This window comes from Streptomyces sp. MA5143a (assembly GCF_900290235.1).
Classification (GTDB): domain Bacteria; phylum Actinomycetota; class Actinomycetes; order Streptomycetales; family Streptomycetaceae; genus Streptomyces.
This window is the reverse complement of record NZ_OLMK01000026.1, coordinates 239,594-259,272: the sequence shown is the minus strand read 5'-3', so window position 1 is coordinate 259,272 and position 19,679 is coordinate 239,594. Positions and strand designations below refer to the sequence as shown.

The 19,679-nt window shown below is 71.7% G+C and carries 18 protein-coding genes and 1 tRNA gene; 10 read left to right on the top strand and 9 right to left on the bottom strand.

All coding sequences use genetic code 11. The features are described 5' to 3' along the window. Positions 1 to 49: 49 nt before the first annotated feature. Together SMA5143A_RS12955 and SMA5143A_RS12950 are read right to left on the bottom strand one after the other, a co-directional pair. Positions 50 to 265, bottom strand: coding sequence for an antitoxin (locus tag SMA5143A_RS12955; protein ID WP_107463080.1), 216 nt, complete (start codon positions 263 to 265; stop codon positions 50 to 52). 136 nt (positions 266 to 401) lie between these two features. Then, positions 402 to 701 (bottom strand): hypothetical protein, encoded by a 300-nt coding sequence (locus SMA5143A_RS12950; RefSeq protein WP_258193493.1) that lies wholly within the window; start codon positions 699 to 701, stop codon positions 402 to 404. Between the two features lie 267 nt (positions 702 to 968). Between SMA5143A_RS12950 and SMA5143A_RS12945 the strand changes: the two genes are divergently transcribed. Beyond that, positions 969 to 1,190, top strand: a complete 222-nt coding sequence (locus tag SMA5143A_RS12945; protein WP_055521757.1) for a hypothetical protein — start codon at positions 969 to 971, stop codon at positions 1,188 to 1,190. A gap of 489 nt (positions 1,191 to 1,679) precedes the next feature. Here SMA5143A_RS12945 and SMA5143A_RS12940 read toward each other — a convergent pair whose 3' ends face one another. Beyond that, entirely contained in the window at positions 1,680 to 1,928 is a 249-nt protein-coding gene (locus SMA5143A_RS12940; protein ID WP_107463079.1) for a hypothetical protein, read from the bottom strand. A 286-nt stretch (positions 1,929 to 2,214) separates the two neighbouring features. Here SMA5143A_RS12940 and SMA5143A_RS12935 point away from each other — a divergent pair, with 286 nt between their 5' ends. After that, positions 2,215 to 3,039 (top strand): helix-turn-helix domain-containing protein, encoded by an 825-nt coding sequence (locus SMA5143A_RS12935; RefSeq protein ID WP_107463078.1) that lies wholly within the window; start codon positions 2,215 to 2,217, stop codon positions 3,037 to 3,039. A 30-nt stretch (positions 3,040 to 3,069) separates the two neighbouring features. On the opposite strand, the gene SMA5143A_RS12930 is transcribed toward SMA5143A_RS12935, so the two are convergent. The 3 genes from SMA5143A_RS12930 to SMA5143A_RS12920 form a co-directional block, all read right to left on the bottom strand. After that, the gene (locus SMA5143A_RS12930; RefSeq protein ID WP_258193492.1) at positions 3,070 to 3,288 is read right to left on the bottom strand and encodes a hypothetical protein; all 219 of its coding nucleotides are present in this window, start codon (positions 3,286 to 3,288) and stop codon (positions 3,070 to 3,072) included. Between the two features lie 88 nt (positions 3,289 to 3,376). Next, positions 3,377 to 3,463, bottom strand: a tRNA-Ser gene (locus SMA5143A_RS12925). Positions 3,464 to 3,662: 199 nt separating this feature from the next. Then, positions 3,663 to 5,510, bottom strand: coding sequence for a S1C family serine protease (locus SMA5143A_RS12920; RefSeq protein ID WP_107463077.1), 1,848 nt, complete (start codon positions 5,508 to 5,510; stop codon positions 3,663 to 3,665). A 257-nt stretch (positions 5,511 to 5,767) separates the two neighbouring features. Here SMA5143A_RS12920 and SMA5143A_RS12910 point away from each other — a divergent pair, with 257 nt between their 5' ends. The 3 genes from SMA5143A_RS12910 (at position 5,768) to SMA5143A_RS12900 (ending at position 8,706) form a co-directional block, all read left to right on the top strand. Next, positions 5,768 to 6,577 (top strand): glycerophosphodiester phosphodiesterase, encoded by an 810-nt coding sequence (locus SMA5143A_RS12910; protein ID WP_107463076.1) that lies wholly within the window; start codon positions 5,768 to 5,770, stop codon positions 6,575 to 6,577. Between the two features lie 447 nt (positions 6,578 to 7,024). Next, positions 7,025 to 7,567: an ATP-binding protein gene (locus SMA5143A_RS12905; protein ID WP_375136483.1), complete on the top strand. Its 543-nt coding sequence runs from the start codon at positions 7,025 to 7,027 to the stop codon at positions 7,565 to 7,567. Positions 7,568 to 7,716: 149 nt separating this feature from the next. Next, positions 7,717 to 8,706, top strand: coding sequence for a DUF5926 family protein (locus SMA5143A_RS12900; RefSeq protein ID WP_107463074.1), 990 nt, complete (start codon positions 7,717 to 7,719; stop codon positions 8,704 to 8,706). 245 nt (positions 8,707 to 8,951) lie between these two features. On the opposite strand, the gene SMA5143A_RS12895 is transcribed toward SMA5143A_RS12900, so the two are convergent. Both SMA5143A_RS12895 and SMA5143A_RS12890 read right to left on the bottom strand, forming a co-directional pair. After that, the gene (locus tag SMA5143A_RS12895; protein ID WP_258193509.1) at positions 8,952 to 9,671 is read right to left on the bottom strand and encodes a hypothetical protein; all 720 of its coding nucleotides are present in this window, start codon (positions 9,669 to 9,671) and stop codon (positions 8,952 to 8,954) included. A gap of 198 nt (positions 9,672 to 9,869) precedes the next feature. Continuing rightward, positions 9,870 to 10,535, bottom strand: a complete 666-nt coding sequence (locus SMA5143A_RS12890) for a bifunctional DNA primase/polymerase (RefSeq protein ID WP_107463073.1) — start codon at positions 10,533 to 10,535, stop codon at positions 9,870 to 9,872. A 513-nt stretch (positions 10,536 to 11,048) separates the two neighbouring features. Between SMA5143A_RS12890 and SMA5143A_RS12885 the strand changes: the two genes are divergently transcribed. After that, complete coding sequence (locus SMA5143A_RS12885) at positions 11,049 to 12,572, top strand: PP2C family protein-serine/threonine phosphatase (protein ID WP_107463072.1); 1,524 nt, start codon at positions 11,049 to 11,051, stop codon at positions 12,570 to 12,572. Positions 12,573 to 12,895: 323 nt separating this feature from the next. Beyond that, positions 12,896 to 14,383: an aminopeptidase P family protein gene (locus SMA5143A_RS12880; protein ID WP_107463071.1), complete on the top strand. Its 1,488-nt coding sequence runs from the start codon at positions 12,896 to 12,898 to the stop codon at positions 14,381 to 14,383. Positions 14,384 to 14,618: 235 nt separating this feature from the next. On the opposite strand, the gene SMA5143A_RS12875 is transcribed toward SMA5143A_RS12880, so the two are convergent. After that, positions 14,619 to 15,464 carry a triphosphoribosyl-dephospho-CoA synthase gene (locus tag SMA5143A_RS12875; RefSeq protein ID WP_107463070.1) on the bottom strand — a complete coding sequence of 282 codons (846 nt, stop codon included), beginning with the start codon at positions 15,462 to 15,464 and terminating at the stop codon, positions 14,619 to 14,621. Between the two features lie 500 nt (positions 15,465 to 15,964). Between SMA5143A_RS12875 and SMA5143A_RS12865 the strand changes: the two genes are divergently transcribed. The 3 genes from SMA5143A_RS12865 (at position 15,965) to SMA5143A_RS12855 (ending at position 19,637) form a co-directional block, all read left to right on the top strand. Next, the gene (locus SMA5143A_RS12865; RefSeq protein ID WP_107463069.1) at positions 15,965 to 16,126 is read left to right on the top strand and encodes an FXSXX-COOH protein; all 162 of its coding nucleotides are present in this window, start codon (positions 15,965 to 15,967) and stop codon (positions 16,124 to 16,126) included. Positions 16,127 to 16,303: 177 nt separating this feature from the next. Then, positions 16,304 to 18,724: an FxsB family cyclophane-forming radical SAM/SPASM peptide maturase gene (locus tag SMA5143A_RS12860; RefSeq protein ID WP_107463068.1), complete on the top strand. Its 2,421-nt coding sequence runs from the start codon at positions 16,304 to 16,306 to the stop codon at positions 18,722 to 18,724. Between the two features lie 160 nt (positions 18,725 to 18,884). Then, complete coding sequence (locus tag SMA5143A_RS12855) at positions 18,885 to 19,637, top strand: TIR-like protein FxsC (protein WP_181361827.1); 753 nt, start codon at positions 18,885 to 18,887, stop codon at positions 19,635 to 19,637. Positions 19,638 to 19,679: the final 42 nt, after the last annotated feature.

Below are 19,679 nucleotides of genomic sequence, written 5' to 3'. Positions count from 1 at the left end.
CTCACGCGGCTCTGGCCACGCCCTCGTCACCCCGTGCCACCCGTGCCGCCTACCGCGGCGGCGGCTCTTCTCGGCCGCCCGGGTCCGTCTGGCCTGTCTGGTCCGTGCCCAGCTGCTGCTTGAGCCGGTCCTGAGCGGTGTCGACGTGACGCCTGTGCTTGCCCTGGGTCTTCTCGTCGACGAAGTCACCGGCCCGGCCGACGCCCTTGCCCGCCTGCTCCTCATGGCCCTTCAGCATGTGCTTGAGCTTGTCCATCACAGACATCGCGGCTCCTTCCGCCGTTCGCCGTCCCCTCCAGAATCGGCGCCCGTCCTCCACCTCGCATCCGGAGACGCGCAAGGGGCGCCCCGCACACCGGGACACCCCTTCCACCCGCGAGTTCACCGGAACGCGCGCGTGCTCATCCCGTACCGCCGACGCCGGGCGCGACGAAGCGTCGGTGCAGCGGGCTGAAGGCGATCTCGGGCGACCCCGTGAGGCCGGCCTTCTGGATCGCGGGCGCGAGCCGCTCGCCGAAGAACGCCTCGAAAGCCTCCTGGGAGTCCCACACATCCGTCACATGGAACCCCTGGTCGTCGAACCAGGCCACATGCATCTGCCCACCGGCCGCCGGCACCTCCTCCCACCCGACCGCGTCCCGCACCGTGTCGTACTGCTCCGGCGTGACCCCCGCCCAGTGCATCGACAACACCACAGCCATGCCAGGCCCCCTTCAGCTGATTTCTCGCCGATACCGGCAGGGGGATCGTTCCAGCCACCGGGTCGCGCCCGGCAGAGCGTGCGGACGCACACCGGCGGGCGGCCAAGCCCCCGTACGCTCGCCCGGCGCGGCTCTGTGTGAGCCCACGGGCTTGTGCGATACGACGGCGTCGGCTGTCTCCCGTGGTGCCCGGAATAACACGGTTTTCCCGAGGGATATGTGCCGACGGCCACAGCGGGCCGGAGACGCGTAGGCTCATACTGAGCCATGACAAAGCCCGCGGCACCGAAGCGTCACTTGCCCACCAGCCCGTTCAAGGCCCCGGTAGCACCGGCTCCCAAACACTTCGCCCTGGGCGACCAGGTCACGCACGACGTGTACGGACTCGGCCGGGTGGTCGGCATCGAGGACGGAATCGCGGCGCTCGTCGATTTCGGCTCGGCGCAGGTGCGGATCTCGAGCCCGTACGCCAAGATGACCAAGCTGTAGAACCGCTGTGCCCGGTCACGGCACACCAGGTCCCCTCAGGGACCTGTAACGAAAGGCAGACCTCTCATCGACCCGACGTCGACGTCGCTGTTCTCCGCCCTGGAAGGGCAGCCCAGCCGTCCCACCGCGGTATCGCCGCCTCCGACGACAGACCCGTTCCGGGCCCCGGACTTCGGAGAGGACGAGCCCTACTGGCCTGAGGACGCACAGGACCCGGCCCCGGCACCGAGCCAGGCCGCAGGGCCGGCTCGACCGTCCCGGTCAGCCCGGTCCCCCAAGGCTGCCTAGCGCCCACCGCGCAGAAGAAGGCCCCTGACCATCCGACGTGGTCAGGGGGCCGTTCCCGGTGTGCCCGGTGTGCCTGGTGTGCCGCATGGCGCCGGTGACCCGGCCCACGGACCCCAGACCCCGGGCCCTCGACCCCGGCCCCTCGACCCCAGACCCCGGGCCCTCGACCCCAGACCCCCGCCCCCGGCCACGCCGCCGTAATCACCGCGCCTCGTCCCCCGTCGCGCCGGGCCGCTGATCGCGTTCGCCCCGGCGGGAGGGATCCGGCGGCGCGAGCACATAGGTGGCGATCATTCCCGCCACGCTCATCAGGCAGTTCAGGTAGACGTCCACGGTGGGCGCGGTGGGCGCGGTGGCGTTGGCCGCCATGATCAGAACGATCCCGGTCACGAGCACGGCGAGAAACGTCGTGTAGTGGCGGCGCAGCGACATCCTGAGGTCGATCGGCATGTGCGATCACCTTCCTCTTCCGATCCTCGGCTTGAGATGTCGGCCAGTTGACCAGGCGCCGCTCCACGCGGTCCAGGGATTCCGGCAGAGCCCGAAAGTCCTGGAAGCTTCGGCGGAGTTCGGGCTTCTTCGGCGGGATTCGGCGAAGTTCGGCGGCCGCCCGGAGAGAGTGGGACGATCACGGTCGTCGACCGATCACACGCGTCGGACCCGATCGCCGCCGTCGGACCGGATGACGGTCGTCGTCGGACCGGGCGACGCTCTCAGGGGTAACTCAGGGGGAACGATGAACGTGCACGCGGGCGGTGTGCCGCCGGCCGTGCGCCGCTTCGCGGCGGAGCTGAGCCGGCTGCGGATCACCGCGGGCACCCCACAGGTCACGACGATCGCCGCGCGGGCGCAGTGCAGTCCGTCGACGGTCTCCGAGGCCCTCAACGGGCGCCGCCTGCCCGGCGAGACGGTCACCCGCCGCCTGGTCGCCGCGCTGGACGGGGAGTGGAGCCAGTGGCAGTCCCTGTGGCGCGAGGCCAGGACGGAGCTGGACAGGCTCAGGCGGGAGGGCCCCGAGGCACCGGTGGAGGCGCTGAGGGCGGAGATGGTGCGCTACCCGGACCCGTCGTCCTTCTACCGCGCCTCCGCCGCGCGCATCCGGGCGGCCCGCCGCGAGATCCGGCTCACCTACGTCCGACGGCACCCGCCCGGCCACTGGGGAGCACCGGAAGTGGCCGAGTACTACAACACGGTGCTGGACTGGGCGAGAGACCACTCCGGTGAGGGCGCGAGCGTCCGGCGCATCATCGGCGTCCCCGAGCGCGAGGGCACACCGGAGCCGGCGTACTTGCAGTGGCTGCTCGACCACCAGAGGGAGACGGCGGACATCTACGCCTACGAGGCGCGCGTCATGCCCTGGACCGCCTCCTGCGCCTGGCACAACACCGGCCTCGTGGACGACTCCGTCACGTTCCTGTCCTTCTCCGGCGCGGGCCGCCAACAACTGACGGGCTTCAGCGTCGAAGGCCCCGCCTTCCTGAGGTACTTCGCGGACAGCTTCGACCTGGCGTGGGGCGCGCTGGACCCCCTGGACGTCTACGCGGCCCGGCACAGCCGCTGACTGCCGCACCGACCGACTCGCCACCCACCCTCAGCCGGCCGCCACATCGGACGCATCGTCCTGCCTGCCCGAAAACACCAGCCAGGCACCGCCGTTGATCGCACCAAGAGACACCAACGCCAAGCCATGCCGCACCAAGCGCAGGCCCCCGTCCCAATCCTGGGGCCCCCCGAAGACCAGCCAGGCCGCGAGCCCCATACCGCCCATGACACCCACGATCCCGCCCGCACGACGTAAACCCATACTCATGAGTACATGATCTCCCGCCCCCAAGACGAGGTCCAGGAGCCCACAACGGCCCCTGACCGTCTCACCTGGTCAGGGGCCGTTCACTACGCGGTGGGTGTGGGATTTGAACCCACGGTGACATCGCTGCCACGACGGTTTTCAAGACCGTTCCCTTAGGCCGCTCGGGCAACCCACCCGTGCCCCGGCCCACCAGGGGCGGAGCGGGTACAGCGTACCGGCCCGGCGCGGGTCGCGGGGGCCGTGGGCCGCGCGGGGGTGCTTCGCGGGGAGGACGGCGCGCGCACCGTCCTCCCCGGAGAGGGGAGGTGCCGGGGGTGCCCCCCAGCCAGCCGGCCGGCGCACGCTCGTGTGCCAGCCGGCCGCGTGTGCCTCCGTCAGCTGTCGCCCTCGCGTTCGCCGAGGGTGACCTCGGCGGTGCGGGTCTTGCCGTCGCGGGTGTACGTGAGCGTGACCTTGTCACCGGGCTGGTGGGTCCAGATCTCGCCGATGAGGGTGGGGCCGCTGTCGATGACGTGGTCGTCGAGCTTGGTGATCACGTCGCCGGACTTCAGACCGGCCTTGTCGGCGGGGCCGTTGGGGGTGACCGAAGACGCGCCGTTCGCCCCGGCTTCGGTGATCTTCGCGCCGCCGGTGCCCTCGGTGAGGGAGACCGAGGCGCCGATCACCGGGTACACCGGCTTGCCCGTCTTGATCAGCTGCTGGGCCACGTTCTTCGCCTGGTTGATCGGGATCGCGAAGCCCAGACCGATCGAACCCGCCTGACCCGAGCCGAAGCCGCCGCTGCTCGCGGACTGGATCGCCGAGTTGATGCCGATGACGTTGCCCCGGGCGTCGAGCAGCGGGCCGCCGGAGTTGCCCGGGTTGATCGACGCGTCGGTCTGCAGGGCGCTCATGTACGACGCCTTGCTGTCCTGGGAGCCGTCGCTGGAGGCGACCGGGCGGTTCTTCGCGCTGATGATGCCCGTCGTCACCGTGTTCGACAGGCCGAAGGGGGCGCCGATCGCGATCGTCGAGTCGCCCACCGCCACCTTGTCGGAGTCGCCGAGCGTCAGCGGGTTGAGGTCCGTCGGGGCGTTCTTCAGCTTGATGACCGCCACGTCGTAGCCCTGCGCGTGGCCTACCACCTCGGCGTTGTACTTCTTGCCGTTCGGGAAGGTCGCCGACACCTTGCCGCCGTCGACCGCCTCCGCCACCACGTGGTTGTTGGTGACGATGTGCCCTTCCTTGTCGAACACGAAGCCCGTGCCCGTGCCGCCCTCGCCGTCGCTGCCCGACGCCTCGATCGTGACCGTGCTCGGCAGCGCCGACGCGGCCACCGCGGCGACCGTACCGGCCGCGCGCTTGACGTCACCGCCGTTCTGGGAGGCCGAAACGGTCGTGGACCCGGTCGAGTTGTCGTTGCGGTCGGCCAGCGTGTAGCCGATACCGCCGCCGACGCCGCCCGCCACCAGCGCGGCCACCAGGACCGCCGCGATCAGACCGCCACGCTTCTTGCCGCCCGGCTGGGGGGCCGGCTGCTGCGTCTGCTGCCACGAGGAACCCCAGCCGCCACCCGCGCCACCGCCGTGCCCGCCGGAGCCGCCCTGGTCCCCGGGACCGCCCGGTCCCGCGACACCGCTGCCGTCGGCGTACGTGTGCCCGCCGTCCGCGTACGACGGGACGGTCGGCGGAGCCGGGGGCGGCCACGCGGCGTCGGGTGCGGAGGTGCCACCGGGTGCACCGGGACCTCCCGGCGCACCGGGAACACCAGGACCGCCGGGTGCCTGGCCGTAGCCTCCGCCGGCGCCGGGCGCCTGTCCGTAGCCGTGGCCGGCTCCATGGCCGGGGGTCGGGGCGGCCGCGTACCCGGGCGCACCAGCGGTCACCAGCTCCGGCTGAGCCTGCTGCCCGTACGACTGATGCCCATGCGCCTGCTGCCCGTGCGGCTGCGGCTGTGCGTGGGTCACCGGCTGCTCGTGCGGCGGCCGCGGCTGAACCGCCGTCTGGTCCGGCGCGGTGGGCGGGACCGGCGGGAGCTGGGCCGTGGGGGCGTTCCCGTCGGTGGCGTCGGCCGCGGCCGGGGGCGCCGTGTGGGCGGTCGGCGCCGGCTCGGAGGTGGTTCCCGCTGGGGCCGCGCTCGGCTCGGGGGCCGGGGCCGGCGCGGAGGCAGCGGGAGTGTCCACCGGCACGGGAGGTGCGGACGGGGCCGGGGGTACCGCGGTGCCCTCGTTCTCGGTGCTCACAGCTTCTCTCCTCGATCCACGGCTGTCACCTGTCGGCGGTCGACTCGTCTCGGGCGCACGGCGGGGCCGTGCGCGAGTTCTTGTATGCGGTCAGCTTTTCCCACGAGCCGTCAGGGCACCATAAGCGGTGTCTGTGGGTCCGGGAGGAACCTTTATATAGGATCTATCTGACCAAAGGTGCACATCACCCTTGGTGCCGCAGCCGTACGACGCCACCGCCCCCACGCGTACCCCCTTCACGGTGGCACCATGACGCGGTGACCCACGCACGACAGCTCCCGATCCAGGTCGTCGCCCACCGAGGGGCCTCCGAGGAAGCCCCCGAGCACACGCTGGCCGCGTACAAGAAGGCCATCGAGGACGGGGCGGACGCCCTCGAATGCGATGTCCGGCTGACCGCGGACGGCCATCTGGTCTGTGTCCACGACCGACGCGTCAACCGTACGTCGAACGGCCGCGGCGCGGTGTCCACCCTGGAGCTCGCCGATCTCGCCGCCCTGGACTTCGGCTCCTGGAAGAACGGCGACGAGGCACCCGACTGGGAGATCGCCCCCGAGGAGCGGGCCGACACCTCCGTCCTCACCCTGGAACGGCTGCTCGAACTCGTGGCCGACGCCGGACGCCGTGTGGAACTGGCCATCGAGACCAAGCACCCCACCCGCTGGGCCGGGCAGGTGGAGGAGCGGCTGCTGGTGCTGTTGAAGCGGTTCGGGCTGGACGCGCCGGCGTCCGCCGACGAGTCACCGGTGCGGATCATGAGCTTCTCGGCGCGCTCGCTGCACCGCGTACGGGCCGCGTCCCCGACGCTGCCCGCGGTCTACCTCATGCAGTTCGTCTCGCCCCGGCTGCGGGACGGACGTCTGCCGGGCGGGGTCCGGATCGCGGGCCCCTCCATCAGGATCGTGCGCAACCACCCCGCGTACATCGAGCGCCTGAAGAAGGCCGGTCACCAGGTCCACGTGTGGACGGTGAACGAACCCGAGGACGTCGACCTCTGCGTCGAGCTCGGCGTCGACGCGATCATCACCAACCGGCCCCGCGCGGTCCTCGACCAGCTCCACCGCTGATCCACGTCGCGCGCGCGGCGTACGCGCCCCCCTCCGCGGGCCACCGCCCCCTGGCCGCGTACGCGCCGCCACCCCCTCCGTACACCCCCCTCCGTACGCCCCCTCCGGGCCTCCCCTCCGGGCGCCGCCTCAGGGCACTCCTCCACGCGCCGCGCGCCTCCGGTTCGAATACGCGCCTGTTCACTCTTGGCCATGCCACTGGCCCTCTCCGCAGCCCCGCACACCAGGTCGGCGGAGGTAAGAATTCCGCCAGAACGGCGAGTCTGCGCGCGCGGACAAGTCCGTACATCGGGGGCGAAATTCAGCCAGCCGCTCACAGGGAGTGCACCGGCGCGTTCGGACAGTATTCGATCGGTGTGAGTGCGTCAGAGCACATGTGTTGGCCGGTTTCCAGTCCAGTCCCATGGGGCATTCACACCGTGGCGTGGGGTGAAGGAGGTCTCGGGGGTGGCGTTGGTGGTGGCACAGGAGGTGCCCACGTCGTCGAGCATGGCCGTACCCCATGGCCCTGCGGGCGTGGGGCAGGCGAGGCACCGGTTGCGTGATCAGTTGCGTGACGGTGGAGTGGCGGAGTCGGTCATCGACGACGCCCTGCTGATCCTTTCCGAACTACTGAGCAATGCCTGCAAACACGGCAGGCCCCTCAACGACGCGCTGGCCGGCGACGGCGACGTGCGCTGCGGGTGGCGCATGGACCCCACGGGGCGGCTCACCCTCGAGGTCACGGACGGCGGTGGCCCGACCCGCCCGATCCCGTCCACACCCTCGGTCACCGCGCACGGCGGCCGCGGACTGAACATCGTGACCGCGCTGGCCGACGACTGGGGCGTGCGGGACGACGCCCGGGGCGAGGTCACGGTCTGGGTCGTCGTCCAGGACGACGTCCGCCACGCCCACCGCCGGGACGACTTCGCTACGCGCGTCACGGGCCCATCGGTCTCGTCCCTCCCCGACCTGGACTTCGCGGACGCGTTCGAGGACATGGACTGACCCCCCTGGCCTCCCCGACTCGAACAACCTGGCCTGAATCACCGGTTCCGGGACGACTCGGTGCGTTGTCCACAGGGTCCCGTCGGCCGCCGTACTAGCGGCTAGGCTCGCGCCAGTACGAGACGAGCCGTGATCGGGAGACACCCACGATGGCCAAGAAGCGACCCCACACGAAGGCCAAGCGCCCGCAGGGCACCGGCGGAGTCGGCGCCGCAGGCGCCGATGGGCAGGTCCCCGTCGTCGGTGCGCGCGAGCCCTGCCCCTGCGGCAGCGGCCGCCGTTACAAGGCCTGTCACGGCCGGGCCGCCGCGCAGGCCGTGACCGAGCTGGTGCAGCGCCCGTTCGAGGGCCTGCCCGGCGAGTGCGACTGGGTGGCGCTGCGCGAGCTGGTCCCCGCCGCCACCGTCGAGCTGAAGCTGCGCGAGGCGCTCCCCGAGGGCGTCCCGTCGGTCACGCTCGCCACCGTCCTGCCGATGGCGTGGCCCGCGCTGCGCCGCGACGACGGCTCGGTACTGATCGGCCTGCAGAACGACACGGCGTCGGGCGACATCAGCCGCGACCTCGCCGACACCCTGCAGCGCGCCCTCGTCGCCGAGCCGGGCACCCCCGTCCAGGGCCGACGCGCCCCGGCCGACGGGCCCCGGCTTCAGGACCTGCTCGACCCCGAAGGTGAGTTCGAGCCAGTTGTGCACACGGGCTTCGAGTTCTGGGTCCCCGACACGGAGAACGCCACCCCTGAGGTCACCGCCTCCCTGGAGCGGGCCAACTCTGCGGCGATCCCGACCGTGAAGCTCTCCGGCGTCGACGCGGCCTACTGGTGCGAGACCCCCGACAAGAACCATCTGCGCTGGGTCATGCCGCACCCGGAGGAGCGTCTTCTGGACGCTCTGGCGCGGCTGCACGCGGCGGGCGGCTCCAGCCTCGGTGAGGGCACCCGTCTGGTGGGCTCCTTCCGTGCTCACGGGCTCACGGTGCCCGTGTGGGACCTCCCCACCGGGGTCGGCGCGGACGACATCGAGAAGCCGGCCGCGGAGTTCGCCGAGCGGCTCGCCGCGGCCCTGGCGGAGGAGTCTCCGCTCACCCCGGACGAGCGCCGGGCCCGCGGCGGACTCACCAACCGGCAGGTCACGCTCAGCTGACACGGGAAGCGCCGGCCGGTCGTCCACCGGTCGGCGCTGACCCTGCGTTTGTGGTGACTCCTGTCACAACTCCCCTACGTGACAGGCAAATTCGTGTCCGAATAGCCGAGATCGAATTTGCGAAGCGCCGATCTCTTGTTACGGTTCCATCAGCCCGGTTGCTGGTGCATCCCCCGTCGCCAGCAACCGGGTCTTTTCATGTCCGGGCCCGCGAGCGGCCGCACTGTACGGATTCACCGCCGCCGTCAACGCCCTTGCGTGCGGCCCGAGTTGCTTCCGGAACGCAGGAGAAGCGGCCCACTCCCGTCGGGTGCCGCGAACTCCGCCACGGCCGTGTACGCGCCCGGCTCGCCCTGAGTGCGCTCCCTCGGTGTCTCGCACGCCCCCGGCTCGTCCTCCGCGCCCACGGCGCAGTGCATGCGCACACTTCGGCCGCCGGGACCCATCATGCTGAGGACCGAACTCAGCTCTCGTCCGGTCGCGTTGCGGTAGTACGTACGTGCCCAGGTCTCCTCACCCTGGGTGAGGACGCAGGTCTGGGCCTCGATGCCGTCGGGCGAGGTGAGTTCGGGGCCGCAACGGGCGGCCGTGGCGAGCCCGAGGCCGAGCAGCATGTGCGAGCGGGACGACGACGCGTCCCCGGAGGCGTCCCGCGCCTTGTCGTCGGGTCCGTCGTCAGGTTCGTCGCCGGGCCCGGCGACCGTCGGCCTCCCCGCGGACCCGTCCCCGGAGCGCCCGGTCCCCGCGCGTCCGCCGACTTCAGCGGCATCGGCGACTTCAGCGGCTCCGGGGACTCCGACTGCATCGGCTGCATCGGCTGCATCGGCTGCATCGGCTGCATCGGCGGAGAGTGGCTCCGCACCCGCGCCGTCGAGTTGTCCGGCAGCCCGGCGCGCCATGGTGTCGCCGGCGTCGGCCAAGGGGCCCGCCGACGCCACGAGCGGCAGGGTGAGGGTGCACGCCACCGCGACCGTCAGCCCGAGGAGCCGGAGCCCCCGCGCGTCCGGACCACCGCGCACCACTCCGGTCGCTCGGTGGGTCCGGGGTGAGGGCGCACTGTGCCGACCGCGCGGCGACGGGGCCCCGAGGCCCCCGGGAAGACGCTGCATGAGCGGAAGATAACGACCCACCGGGGCGCCCGGCCGAGCGCGCGCCGGGCGGGCTCACAACTCGGGGGCGCTCACACCCGTACGAGTGAGGGCGTCGACGACCGCGTCCACGACGGCCTCGACGTCGGGCACCCAGGGGGCCGCGGAGCCGGGCAGCGGCGCGCGCTCCCAGCGGACCCGGCCGTGGCCCGTCTCGGACGGCGGCAGTGCGATGTAACCGCCCTCGCCGTGGAAGCGGAGCGAGCCGGGGACGAAGTCCTTGGCGTAGAGCAGTTCGCCCAGCTGCTCCATCGAGTACGGGGCGACGAGGATCGACCAGCGGTGCGGGGCGGCGACGACCGGGCCGAGGCGCATGCCGCTGCGGTCCAGCGCGGCGAGGGCCCGTGCGGCGGCGAGGGCCGGCAGGCTGACCGCGCACGGCGCGGAGCCCCCGGTGGCCAGGACGATGGGTGCCGTGGGCCGGTTGGTCCACCACCAGCGGACCATGCGCTCGTCGGTGGTGGCGGCGAGCAGGCCGGGATCGAACGGGTGAGCGCCGGGCACCACGCACTCCGGGTCCGGGCAGGCGCAGCGGGCGCGCCCCTGCGGGTCCGGCGCCACGCCCGGGAGTACGGGCCACTGCCATTCCCTCGCGAACGTCAGGGCCTGCTCGAGCAGCTCGGGCCTCCCGCCGTTGCGCTTGGACAGGAGCCTGCGTCGCCTTCCGGGGATCTCGCGCATGAGCGCTCGTCCTTTCCGTTGCACGCATGGCAACACCGTGGGGTCACTCACAACATGTGTCGTTCACTTCACTGTGCGTACCTGCTGGCGCATCACACCCCTGTCGCGGACAAGGGGAACCCCTGCGGGCCTGGCTCGGCTACGTCCGCGTCCATCGCTTGCGCTGACTTGCAGTCTGTCCAAAGCATGGCGTGGCGTGGGGGTGGCGACGCCTGGCGTTTTGCCGTCCGGCGTTTGCTCGCCGCCTCCGCCACGGGAGGATGGGGCTCGGTCGTCGGTGGATAGGACGCCCGGTTCCGTCGCCAGGTTCCGGATGACTGACGCCACCCCTGGCCTTCACCGAGTACGTACCCATCACGACCGCTGTGACGCTCTGTTGAACAAGGCCAGTCGACCTCAATACACCGTTCACCACAACACTTTTCGGCCAATTTTGATTTTCCCAAAGGACTGGACAGTAACCCGACCCGAGTCCAACAGGGCCACGCGGACACCACATATCCCAGCAGGACAATGCTGGACATCCCCTCACGAGTGCGTGTACATGTGGAGACACTGCTAGCGGCGCAGAATGACATGGGGGTTTGCGATGCTTTTGAGCAATACGCACCGGTCGGAAAGCCGGACACCATGAACGCCCCTCACCCTCCGAAAGTGGCCGGAATCGATTCCACGGTTCCCTCTCCCGCACACACTGTCGCGCCCGCGCCTGCCGCCCCGGGTGCCTCGTCGGCCACTCCCGCCACAGGAATGGGCACGCCCCCAGGGGCCGTCCTCCAGGACCGGCTCGCCGGCTGGGTCTCGGACCTCACGACCCTGCACGAACTCACCGAACGCCTGGCACGCACGGACGCGCTCGACGGCGCCCTCCAGGAGGCGCTGAGCGCGGGAGCCGCCCTGGTCGGCGCCCGGCGCGGCCTCGTCGTCCTGGAACCGCGCGACGGACTCGGGCCCGACACGACCTTCGGCCTCGGCCTCGGCCGCGCCGACCTCGGCCACATGGAGACCGTGCCGCGCAGCTCCCTGCCGTACGGCCGCATCCTCGACGGACTGCCCGGCGGCGACGGCGAGATCGCGCAACCCGACCTGTTCGCCGAGGACGGACTCGACCCCCGCCACCGCGTGGTCGCCGCCCGGCTCGGATACGCCGCCAGCTACGCGCTCCCCCTGTCCACCGACGCCGCGGGCCGCCTCGGCGCCGTCGTCTGGCTGTACGACGAGCCCGCCGAACCGGCCGAGCGGCAACGGCACCTCGTCGGGCTGTACGCGCGGTACGCCGCCGAGCACCTGGCGCGGCTCGTCGAGGTCGAGCGGACCCGCGTGTCCATGGCGACGATCGCCGAGGAACTGCTGCCCTCCCGGTTGCCCCGCGTCGCAGGGGTCCAGCTCGCCGCCCGGCACCGCACCGGACCGCGCGGCGGCGGCGACTGGTACGACGCCCTGCCGCTGCCCGACGCCGCGCTCGGCCTCGCGGTCGGCTCGGTGACGGGGTCCGGGCCCAGCGCGATCGCCGCGATGGGCCGGCTGCGGGCCTCGCTGCGGGCGTACGCCGTGATGGAGGGCGAGGACCCCGTCGCTGTCCTCTCCGACCTCGAACTGCTGCTCCGCCTCACCGAGCCGGCCCGCTCCGCGACGGCCCTCTTCGCCTACGTCGAGCCCGTGCTGCGCAAGCTCACGCTGGCCGGGGCCGGGCACAGCCCGCCGCTGGTGATCGGCGAGCGGCGCACCGAGTTCGTGGAGACGTCGCTCTCGGCGCCGCTCGGCATGCTCGCCTGCTGGGAGGCGCCCAGCATCGAGCTGACCGCCCAGCCAGGAGAAACCGTCCTGCTGTACACCGACGGCCTCCTCCAGCGCACCGGCGAACCCGTCGACCGCGCCTTCGCCCGGCTCCACGCGGCCGCCGCCGGCGTCCCCCGCGCGCTGCGCGCCGAACCCGGCGCCCTCGCCGACCACGTCCTGCGGACCGTGCTGCCGGACGAGCTGGACGCGACGGAGGGCGCGGAGGACGTGGTGCTGCTGGCGGCGCGGTTCGAGTAGCCGACCCCGGCCGGGGGCCGCGACGGCATCGCGCGAGCGAGCGCGGCTGCTCCCACGAGTCCCGTACGGCCGCTTCCCGCGAACCTCGTACGAGCCCGTACGGCCGCTTTCGCGCACCTCGTACGAGCCCGTACGGCCGCTTTCGCGCACCTCGTACGAGCCCGCGCGGCTGCTTCCTGCGAGCCGGCCCGACCGCTGCACGCCCGCCCGCGCGGCTGCTTCCCGTGAGCCGTCGGTGACCGCCCGTGAGACGTCCTGAAGGGCCCTGGGCCCCGTCCGTCGCGACCGTACGATGGACGGGGTCCAGTGCCGTACCTAGGAGGATGACCGTGGCGGACGAGCTCGAGCCGGCGACCCCGGAGAACGAGGCCACCGAAGCCGAGGAGCCCATCAAGCAGCGCAAGAACGGCCTGTACCCGGGCGTGTCCGACGAACTGGCCGAGAACATGAAGTCCGGCTGGGCCGACACCGAACTGCACGACCTGCGGCCCATCGCCCAGGCCGCCGAGACCGCCGCCCGCCGCGCCGCGCTCTCCGCGCGCTTCCCCGGCGACCGGCTGGTGATCCCCTCGGGCAACCTGAAGACCCGCTCGAACGACACCGAGTACCCGTTCCGGGCGTCGGTGGAGTACGCGTACCTCACCGGCAACCAGACCGAGGACGGCGTCCTCGTCCTGGAGCCGAAGGGCGAGGGTCACGAGGCGACGCTCTACCTCCTGCCGCGGTCCGACCGCGAGAACGGCGAGTTCTGGCTCTCCGGCCAGGGCGAGCTGTGGGTCGGCCGCCGCCACTCGCTGACCGAGTCGGAGAAGCTGTACGGCATCCCCGTCTCCGACGTGCGCGAACTCGCCGACTCGCTGCGCGAGGCCACCGGCCCCGTCCGGGTCGTCCGCGGCCACGACGCGGGCATCGAGGCGGCGCTCACCGACAAGGTCACCGCCGAGCGCGACGAGGAACTGCGCGTCTTCCTCTCCGAGGCACGGCTGGTCAAGGACGAGTTCGAGATCGGTGAGCTGCAGAAGGCGGTCGACTCGACCGTGCGCGGCTTCGAGGACGTCGTCCGGGTGCTCGACAAGGCGGAGGCCACCTCCGAGCGCTACATCGAGGGAACGTTCTTCCTGCGTGCCCGGGTCGAGGGCAACGACGTCGGCTACGGCTCCATCTGCGCCGCGGGCCCGCACGCGACCACGCTGCACTGGGTCCGCAACGACGGCCCCGTGCGCTCCGGCGACCTGCTGCTGCTCGACGCGGGCGTGGAGATCCACACGTACTACACCGCCGACGTCACGCGCACGCTGCCGGTCAACGGCCGCTTCAGCGAGATCCAGCGGAAGATCTACGACGCCGTGTACGACGCGCAGGAGGCCGGTATCGCGGCGGTGCAGCCGGGCGGCAAGTACCGCGACTTCCACGATGCCGCGCAGCGGGTGCTGACCGAGCGGCTGGTGGAGTGGGGGCTCGTCGAGGGCCCGGTGGAGCGCGTCCTGGAACTGGGCCTGCAACGCCGGTGGACCTTGCACGGCACCGGGCACATGCTCGGCATGGACGTCCACGACTGCGCGGCGGCGCGGGTGGAGACGTACGTCGACGGCACGCTGGAGCCGGGCATGGTGCTGACCGTCGAGCCGGGGCTGTACTTCCAGGCGGACGACCTGACCGTTCCGGAGGAGTACCGGGGGATCGGCGTCCGGATCGAGGACGACATCCTGGTGACGGAGAACGGCAACCGGAACCTCAGCGCCGCGCTGCCTCGCCGAAGCGATGAGGTCGAGCTGTGGATGGCGTCCGTGAAGGGCGCCGGACAGAGCTGAGAAGAGGGCGGGGCTGTGGCCGGGGTGCCCTTGGGGGTGCTCCGGCCGTCGTCTTTGTCCGCGGGTGGGTGCGTGCTGCCCGCGCCCCGATGAAGGCCGGCCGCGGCTCAACCCCCTTCAGGGGGAGCGGGCCGTCCGGGGAGGACGGGCCGCAGGCCCGATCCTCCAGGGGCGCGGGGAACTGCGCGAGAAACCGGACACCACCCCCACCCGCCGACGAACACGCACCCCCGAGCTACTGGGCGCCCCGGCCCACCCCCACCCCCGCCCCCACCCGCAGCGCGTCGGCGAACAGCGCGCCCGCGAGCAGCGAGCCGCTGCCCCGCGGACTCCACCCCCGCTGCTGCAGATCCGCGTCGAACCCGGCCAAGGCCCGGCGGCCTGCCGTCGTGGCCGTACCCCCTTCGTCGAGGACACCACGGGCGGCCGCTTGGACGTGACGGAGTCCGTGCGGGCCGGCGGTGTAGAGCAGTTCGGTGTCCTGGAGGGTCGACATGACCGTCAGCAGGGCATCGAGCCGTGCGTCCTCCTCCCTTGCGCCGACCGTGCGCGCCGCGGCCAGGACGTCCAGGGCCCGGCGTACATGCGGGAACCCGGCGCGGGCCTCGCCACGGGCGCCGGCCGCGCCGTACTGGGCGGAGACGGTGGACCCTCGGGACGGCCGCCGGGGCGCCCCACGGTCGGGGTGAGCGGCGATCTTCTTCGCGATGGTGACGAGTTCACGGCCCCGGGCGCCCGGTTCCAGGGCCGCCGCGGCGACCAGGAGGCCCAGGATCCAGGTGGCGCCCCGGTGGCCACCCCCGGCGAGGGTCACCGAGTGTTCGGTGGAGCGCCCGATCGCCCCGAGTTCCGCGCGCAGTTCGGGTGTCGGGATGCCGTTGCGGCGGGCGCAGGCCGCCATCGCCACGAGGCCGGGGAGCAGTGCCTTCGCCGACCAGCGCAGGGCACGGTGGTCCTGGCGGGTGATCCGGGCACGGAGGTCGCGCGGATCGGGCAGCCCGGGTTTGGGAGTCAGCTCCAACTGCCGGGTGAGCGCGTCCACGGCGGCATGCGCCAGTGTCTCGTCCTCACGGCCGCTCATGGCCGTGCCCTACGCAGCGGACGCGGACGCGGCGGTGCCGGCCCACCGGCCGCGACCGTCCCTCCGGTCACGGCGAGCCCCCGGCGCCGAGTGATCGTTTTGCTTGTGTGATGTCCCGTCATGCCGCAGAAACTAGGCACACGGCCCGTCAGGGGGCTCGGAAGTGACTGTGAGCGCACTGAGAGTGGGGCGGCTGAAGCGAGAGGGATGGCACTCCCGCTCGGTTGTCGTGCGTCCATCGGCCAATGAGACGGTTCTCACGTTTGCCGACCTGTATACGGACGAGGCTTGTGGTGCCAGCTGAAAGCACCCCCCGGGGTCGGCTATGTTCTCTGCTCGCGATCAACGGCTGACCGTACATTCGGTGCCGTTCGTCTCGTCGGCCGTTAACTTCTTCTGCGGCTGGTACCTCAGTGAGCGATTCCTGTCGGCATCTGGTTGATTGAGCCGCAAGACTTCGTAAGCCCGTCGGTTCTCACGCACAGATTGATGAGGTCTCCATGAACGCATCCCCGGTCCCCGCGCAGCGGGTGCCTCTGGTGCAGTTGGCCGCGCGGGCGGGCGGCCCCGCGTCTCCCACCCTGACTCGCATCGTGTCGAACAACGTCGAGCGGAAGGGCCCGGGGCGGGTTTCGGTGGCCGCCTTCCAGTCCTCCGTCTGACCGGCTCGATCCACCCGGCCCGTCACTCATCGGACGTCGTCCGCATTCAGTCGTCTGACCCTCCCGATCCGCCTGACCCTCCCGATCCACCTGATCCATCCGATCCACCTGATCCACCTGATCCGTCCGATCCGCCTGATCCATCTGATCCATCCGATCCGGAAGGACAGCACTCGCATGACCGCCTGGGGCCGGCCGCTCGTCCCACTGCGCCAGTTCGTGGTCAAGATGCACAGTCGCTGCGATCTCGCCTGCGACCACTGCTATGTCTACGAACACGCGGACCAGAGCTGGAGCGCCCGGCCCAAGGTGATCTCCCCCGACGTCCTGCGCGGCGCGGCGGCACGCATCGCCGAGCACGCGGCGGCCCACGGTCTGGACACCGTCCACGTGGTGCTGCACGGCGGCGAACCCCTCCTCGCCGGCCATGACCGGCTGCGCGGGGCCGCCGAGGCACTGACCACCGCCCTCGACGGTGTCTGCGCTCTTGACCTGCGGATCCACACCAACGCCGTCACCCTCGACGAGCGGTTCCTCGACCTGTTCGACGAGTTCGACATCAAGGTCGGCGTCTCGCTGGACGGCGACAAGGCTGCGAACGACCTGCACCGCCGCTACGCCGACGGGCGCAGCAGCCACGACCGCGTCCTGCGGGGCATCGCCCTGCTCGGCCGCCCCCGCTACCGCCATCTGTTCGCGGGCATTCTCTGCACCATCGACGTGCGCAACGACCCGGTCGCCGTCTACGACGCGCTCGCCGAACTCCGGCCGCCCCGCGTCGACTTCCTCCTCCCGCACGCCACCTGGGACGAACCCCCGCTCCGGCCGGCCGACGACACGGACGGCACGGCCTACGCCCGCTGGCTGCTGGCCGTGTACGACCGCTGGGCGGCGGAGGGCCGCCCCATGGACGTACGGATCTTCGACTCCGTCCTGCGGACCCTGCGCGGCGACAGCAGCCTGACCGAGTCGCTCGGGCTGGCGCCCGCCGACCTCGCCGTGATCGAGACCGACGGCAGCTTCGAACAGGCCGACTCCCTCAAGACGGCCTACGACGGCGCGCCCGTCACCGGCATGGACGTGATCACCCACTCGCTCGACGAAGTGGCCGCGCATCCGGGCCTCGTCGCCCGGCAGCAGGGACTGGACGGGCTGGCGGACCAGTGCCGGACCTGCCCGGTCGTGCGCTCCTGCGGCGGTGGGCTGTACGCGCACCGGTACCGGACCGGCAGCGGTTTCCTCAACCCGTCCGTGTACTGCTCCGACCTGTTGCGCCTCATCACCGACATCCGGGACCGACACATGTCCGAGCAGCTCGACCGGTCCGTCGAGCCCGCGCTGGCCGACGAGCACCTCGACGAACTGGCCACGGGCCTCGGCTCCACCGCCACCACGGACCTGCTGGCCCGCCACCAGCTCTCCCTCGGCCGCGAGTTGCTGGGTCTGGTCTGGCACGGGACACCGCCCAGCGAACCGGGCGCGGCCGCGTGGGACGTGCTGACCGAACTGGACCAGGAGGCGCCGGAGGCCGTGGACACGGTGCTGGCCCACCCGTACACGCGTTCCTGGGCCCTGCACTGCCTCCGGGGGCACGCGAAAGGAGTCGCGGACCGCGTCGTGCGAGGGGTGGCGGAGATCGCCGCGGCCGCCGCCCTGCGGGCCGGACGGGCGACGACGGTCGTCGTCCCGGTCCACGGCGGGCTGTTGCGGCTGCCGACGCTGGGCGCCCTGTCCGTGGGCGGGACCGTCGAGCAGGTGGTCGTGCGGGCCGACGCGGACGGCTTCAGGGTCCTCGCGGAGGACCGGACGTACACGGTGGCGTGGAAGGGCGACAAGGACCCCGCCTGGCAGGGGCTTCGGGTCCACGAACTGGACGGCTGGTCCGTCGTGCTGGAGGACACCGACCCCTGGCGGGACTGCCACGGACACCCTGCGCACCCCCGGCTCACCGAGAGCGAGGCCGAGGCGTGGGGGGCCCAGCTGGACGCCGCATGGGCGTGGATCCGCGCCGAACTGCCGCAGTACGCCGACGCTCTCGCCGCCGCTCTTCGCGTGATCACGCCGCTCCGTCCGTCCCCGGAGAACGCCGACATCAGCTCGGCCGCCCGGGACGCGTTCGGCGCGGTCGCCATCGCCCGGCCGAGCACCCCCGAGTCACTCGCGCTGCTGCTCGTGCACGAGTTCCAGCACGTCAAACTGGGCGCGGTCATGGACCTCGTCGACCTCCACGACCCGATGTGCACGCAGTGGTTCTACGCCCCCTGGCGCCCCGATCCGCGTCCGCTGGAGGGGCTGTTGCAGGGGACGTACGCCCATCTCGCGGTGATCGACTTCTGGTTGGCGCGGTGGCGGTCCGCCGAGGGGGAAACGGCCAGCAAGGCCGAGGTGCAGTTTTCCCGCTGGCGGGACCAGACGGCCGAGGCGGTGGAGACCCTCTCCGGGTCCGGTGCGCTCACTCCCGCGGGAGAGCGGTTCGTGGCGGGGATGCGTGGGACCCTCCGGGGGTTCCGGACAGCCGACATCGGGGCCGAGGCACTGCGGAGGGCCCGGCAGGCGGCCGACGAGCATCGGGGAGCCTGGGAGGCGGAGACGCGGTAGGGCTCGCCCGGGACAGCGGCGGCCTCGGCCTCGTCCGGCGTGGTTCTTCCTGACCGTTCACCCCCACCCCTGGAGGAGATTCGAGTGCGTTCGTCCTGTTCCGAACAGGACGTGTTGGTTTCTACACTAGGGGCCCAGTCACGGAGCGTCGGGGGCATACGTGCGAGGAACCGGTCTCACCACAAGTGGGGGCAGCCCCTACTTCTTCCTCAGTTACGCGCACACACCGAGCCATGACTCGAGTGGCGGCGACCCCAGTGTGTGGGTGAAGAAGCTGTACGACGGTCTGTGCGAACACATCAGGGGGCTGACCGACCTGCCCCGGGGGGCGAAGGTCGGGTTCCTGGACGAGAAGGTGTCGGCCGGCACCAAGTGGACCGACGAGTTGTCCATGAATCTCGCGCGCTGCAAGGTGTTCGTCCCGCTGTACTCGCCGCGCTACTTCATGAGCCGGCAGTGCGGCCGTGAGTGGTGGGCGTTCTCGCGACGCCAGGTCACCCAGCGGGCGCACGGCGGTCCCGCGCGGGAGAACACGATCATCCCCGCGTTATGGATGGACGAGCGTCCGCCGGAGTTCGACATACCCGTGCTCGCCCGCACCCGTTTCGATCTGCCGCAGGGCCGCAAGCCCGACTTCCACGGGGACCAGCCGCACGACTGGAACCCCTACCACCCCGAGTCCACCGTGCCGTTGGGCGATCACGCGGCGGAGCTCGTCCGCATGTCCCGCATGACGGACCGGGCCGGCCACTACTCGACCAACGCCAGCAGCCGTGACCTGGACTTCTCCGGCAACGAGCCGCACCGGGCCGTGAGGTCGGCCATCCACTACTACGGGGAGAACATCGCGACCTACCCGCCTGAAGGGCCGCCGTACGAATGTCCGCGGCTACGGGGGCCCGACCTGGGCTGATGGGGCACCTGACCGTGAGACTCCGACTCCCATGGCACCACC

Bases quoted from the DNA above. Each gene is read 5' to 3' on its own strand.
- SMA5143A_RS12955 (WP_107463080.1), bottom strand. From the start codon at position 265: ATGTCTGTGATGGACAAGCTCAAGCACATGCTGAAGGGCCATGAGGAG.
- SMA5143A_RS12950 (WP_258193493.1), bottom strand. From the start codon at position 701: ATGGCTGTGGTGTTGTCGATGCACTGGGCGGGGGTCACGCCGGAGCAG.
- SMA5143A_RS12945 (WP_055521757.1), top strand. From the start codon at position 969: ATGACAAAGCCCGCGGCACCGAAGCGTCACTTGCCCACCAGCCCGTTC.
- SMA5143A_RS12940 (WP_107463079.1), bottom strand. From the start codon at position 1,928: ATGCCGATCGACCTCAGGATGTCGCTGCGCCGCCACTACACGACGTTT.
- SMA5143A_RS12935 (WP_107463078.1), top strand. From the start codon at position 2,215: ATGAACGTGCACGCGGGCGGTGTGCCGCCGGCCGTGCGCCGCTTCGCG.
- SMA5143A_RS12930 (WP_258193492.1), bottom strand. From the start codon at position 3,288: ATGAGTATGGGTTTACGTCGTGCGGGCGGGATCGTGGGTGTCATGGGC.
- SMA5143A_RS12900 (WP_107463074.1), top strand. From the start codon at position 7,717: ATGGCCAAGAAGCGACCCCACACGAAGGCCAAGCGCCCGCAGGGCACC.
- SMA5143A_RS12890 (WP_107463073.1), bottom strand. From the start codon at position 10,535: ATGCGCGAGATCCCCGGAAGGCGACGCAGGCTCCTGTCCAAGCGCAAC.
- SMA5143A_RS12885 (WP_107463072.1), top strand. From the start codon at position 11,049: ATGCTGGACATCCCCTCACGAGTGCGTGTACATGTGGAGACACTGCTA.
- SMA5143A_RS12880 (WP_107463071.1), top strand. From the start codon at position 12,896: ATGACCGTGGCGGACGAGCTCGAGCCGGCGACCCCGGAGAACGAGGCC.
- SMA5143A_RS12875 (WP_107463070.1), bottom strand. From the start codon at position 15,464: ATGAGCGGCCGTGAGGACGAGACACTGGCGCATGCCGCCGTGGACGCG.
- SMA5143A_RS12865 (WP_107463069.1), top strand. From the start codon at position 15,965: ATGAACGCATCCCCGGTCCCCGCGCAGCGGGTGCCTCTGGTGCAGTTG.
- SMA5143A_RS12860 (WP_107463068.1), top strand. From the start codon at position 16,304: ATGACCGCCTGGGGCCGGCCGCTCGTCCCACTGCGCCAGTTCGTGGTC.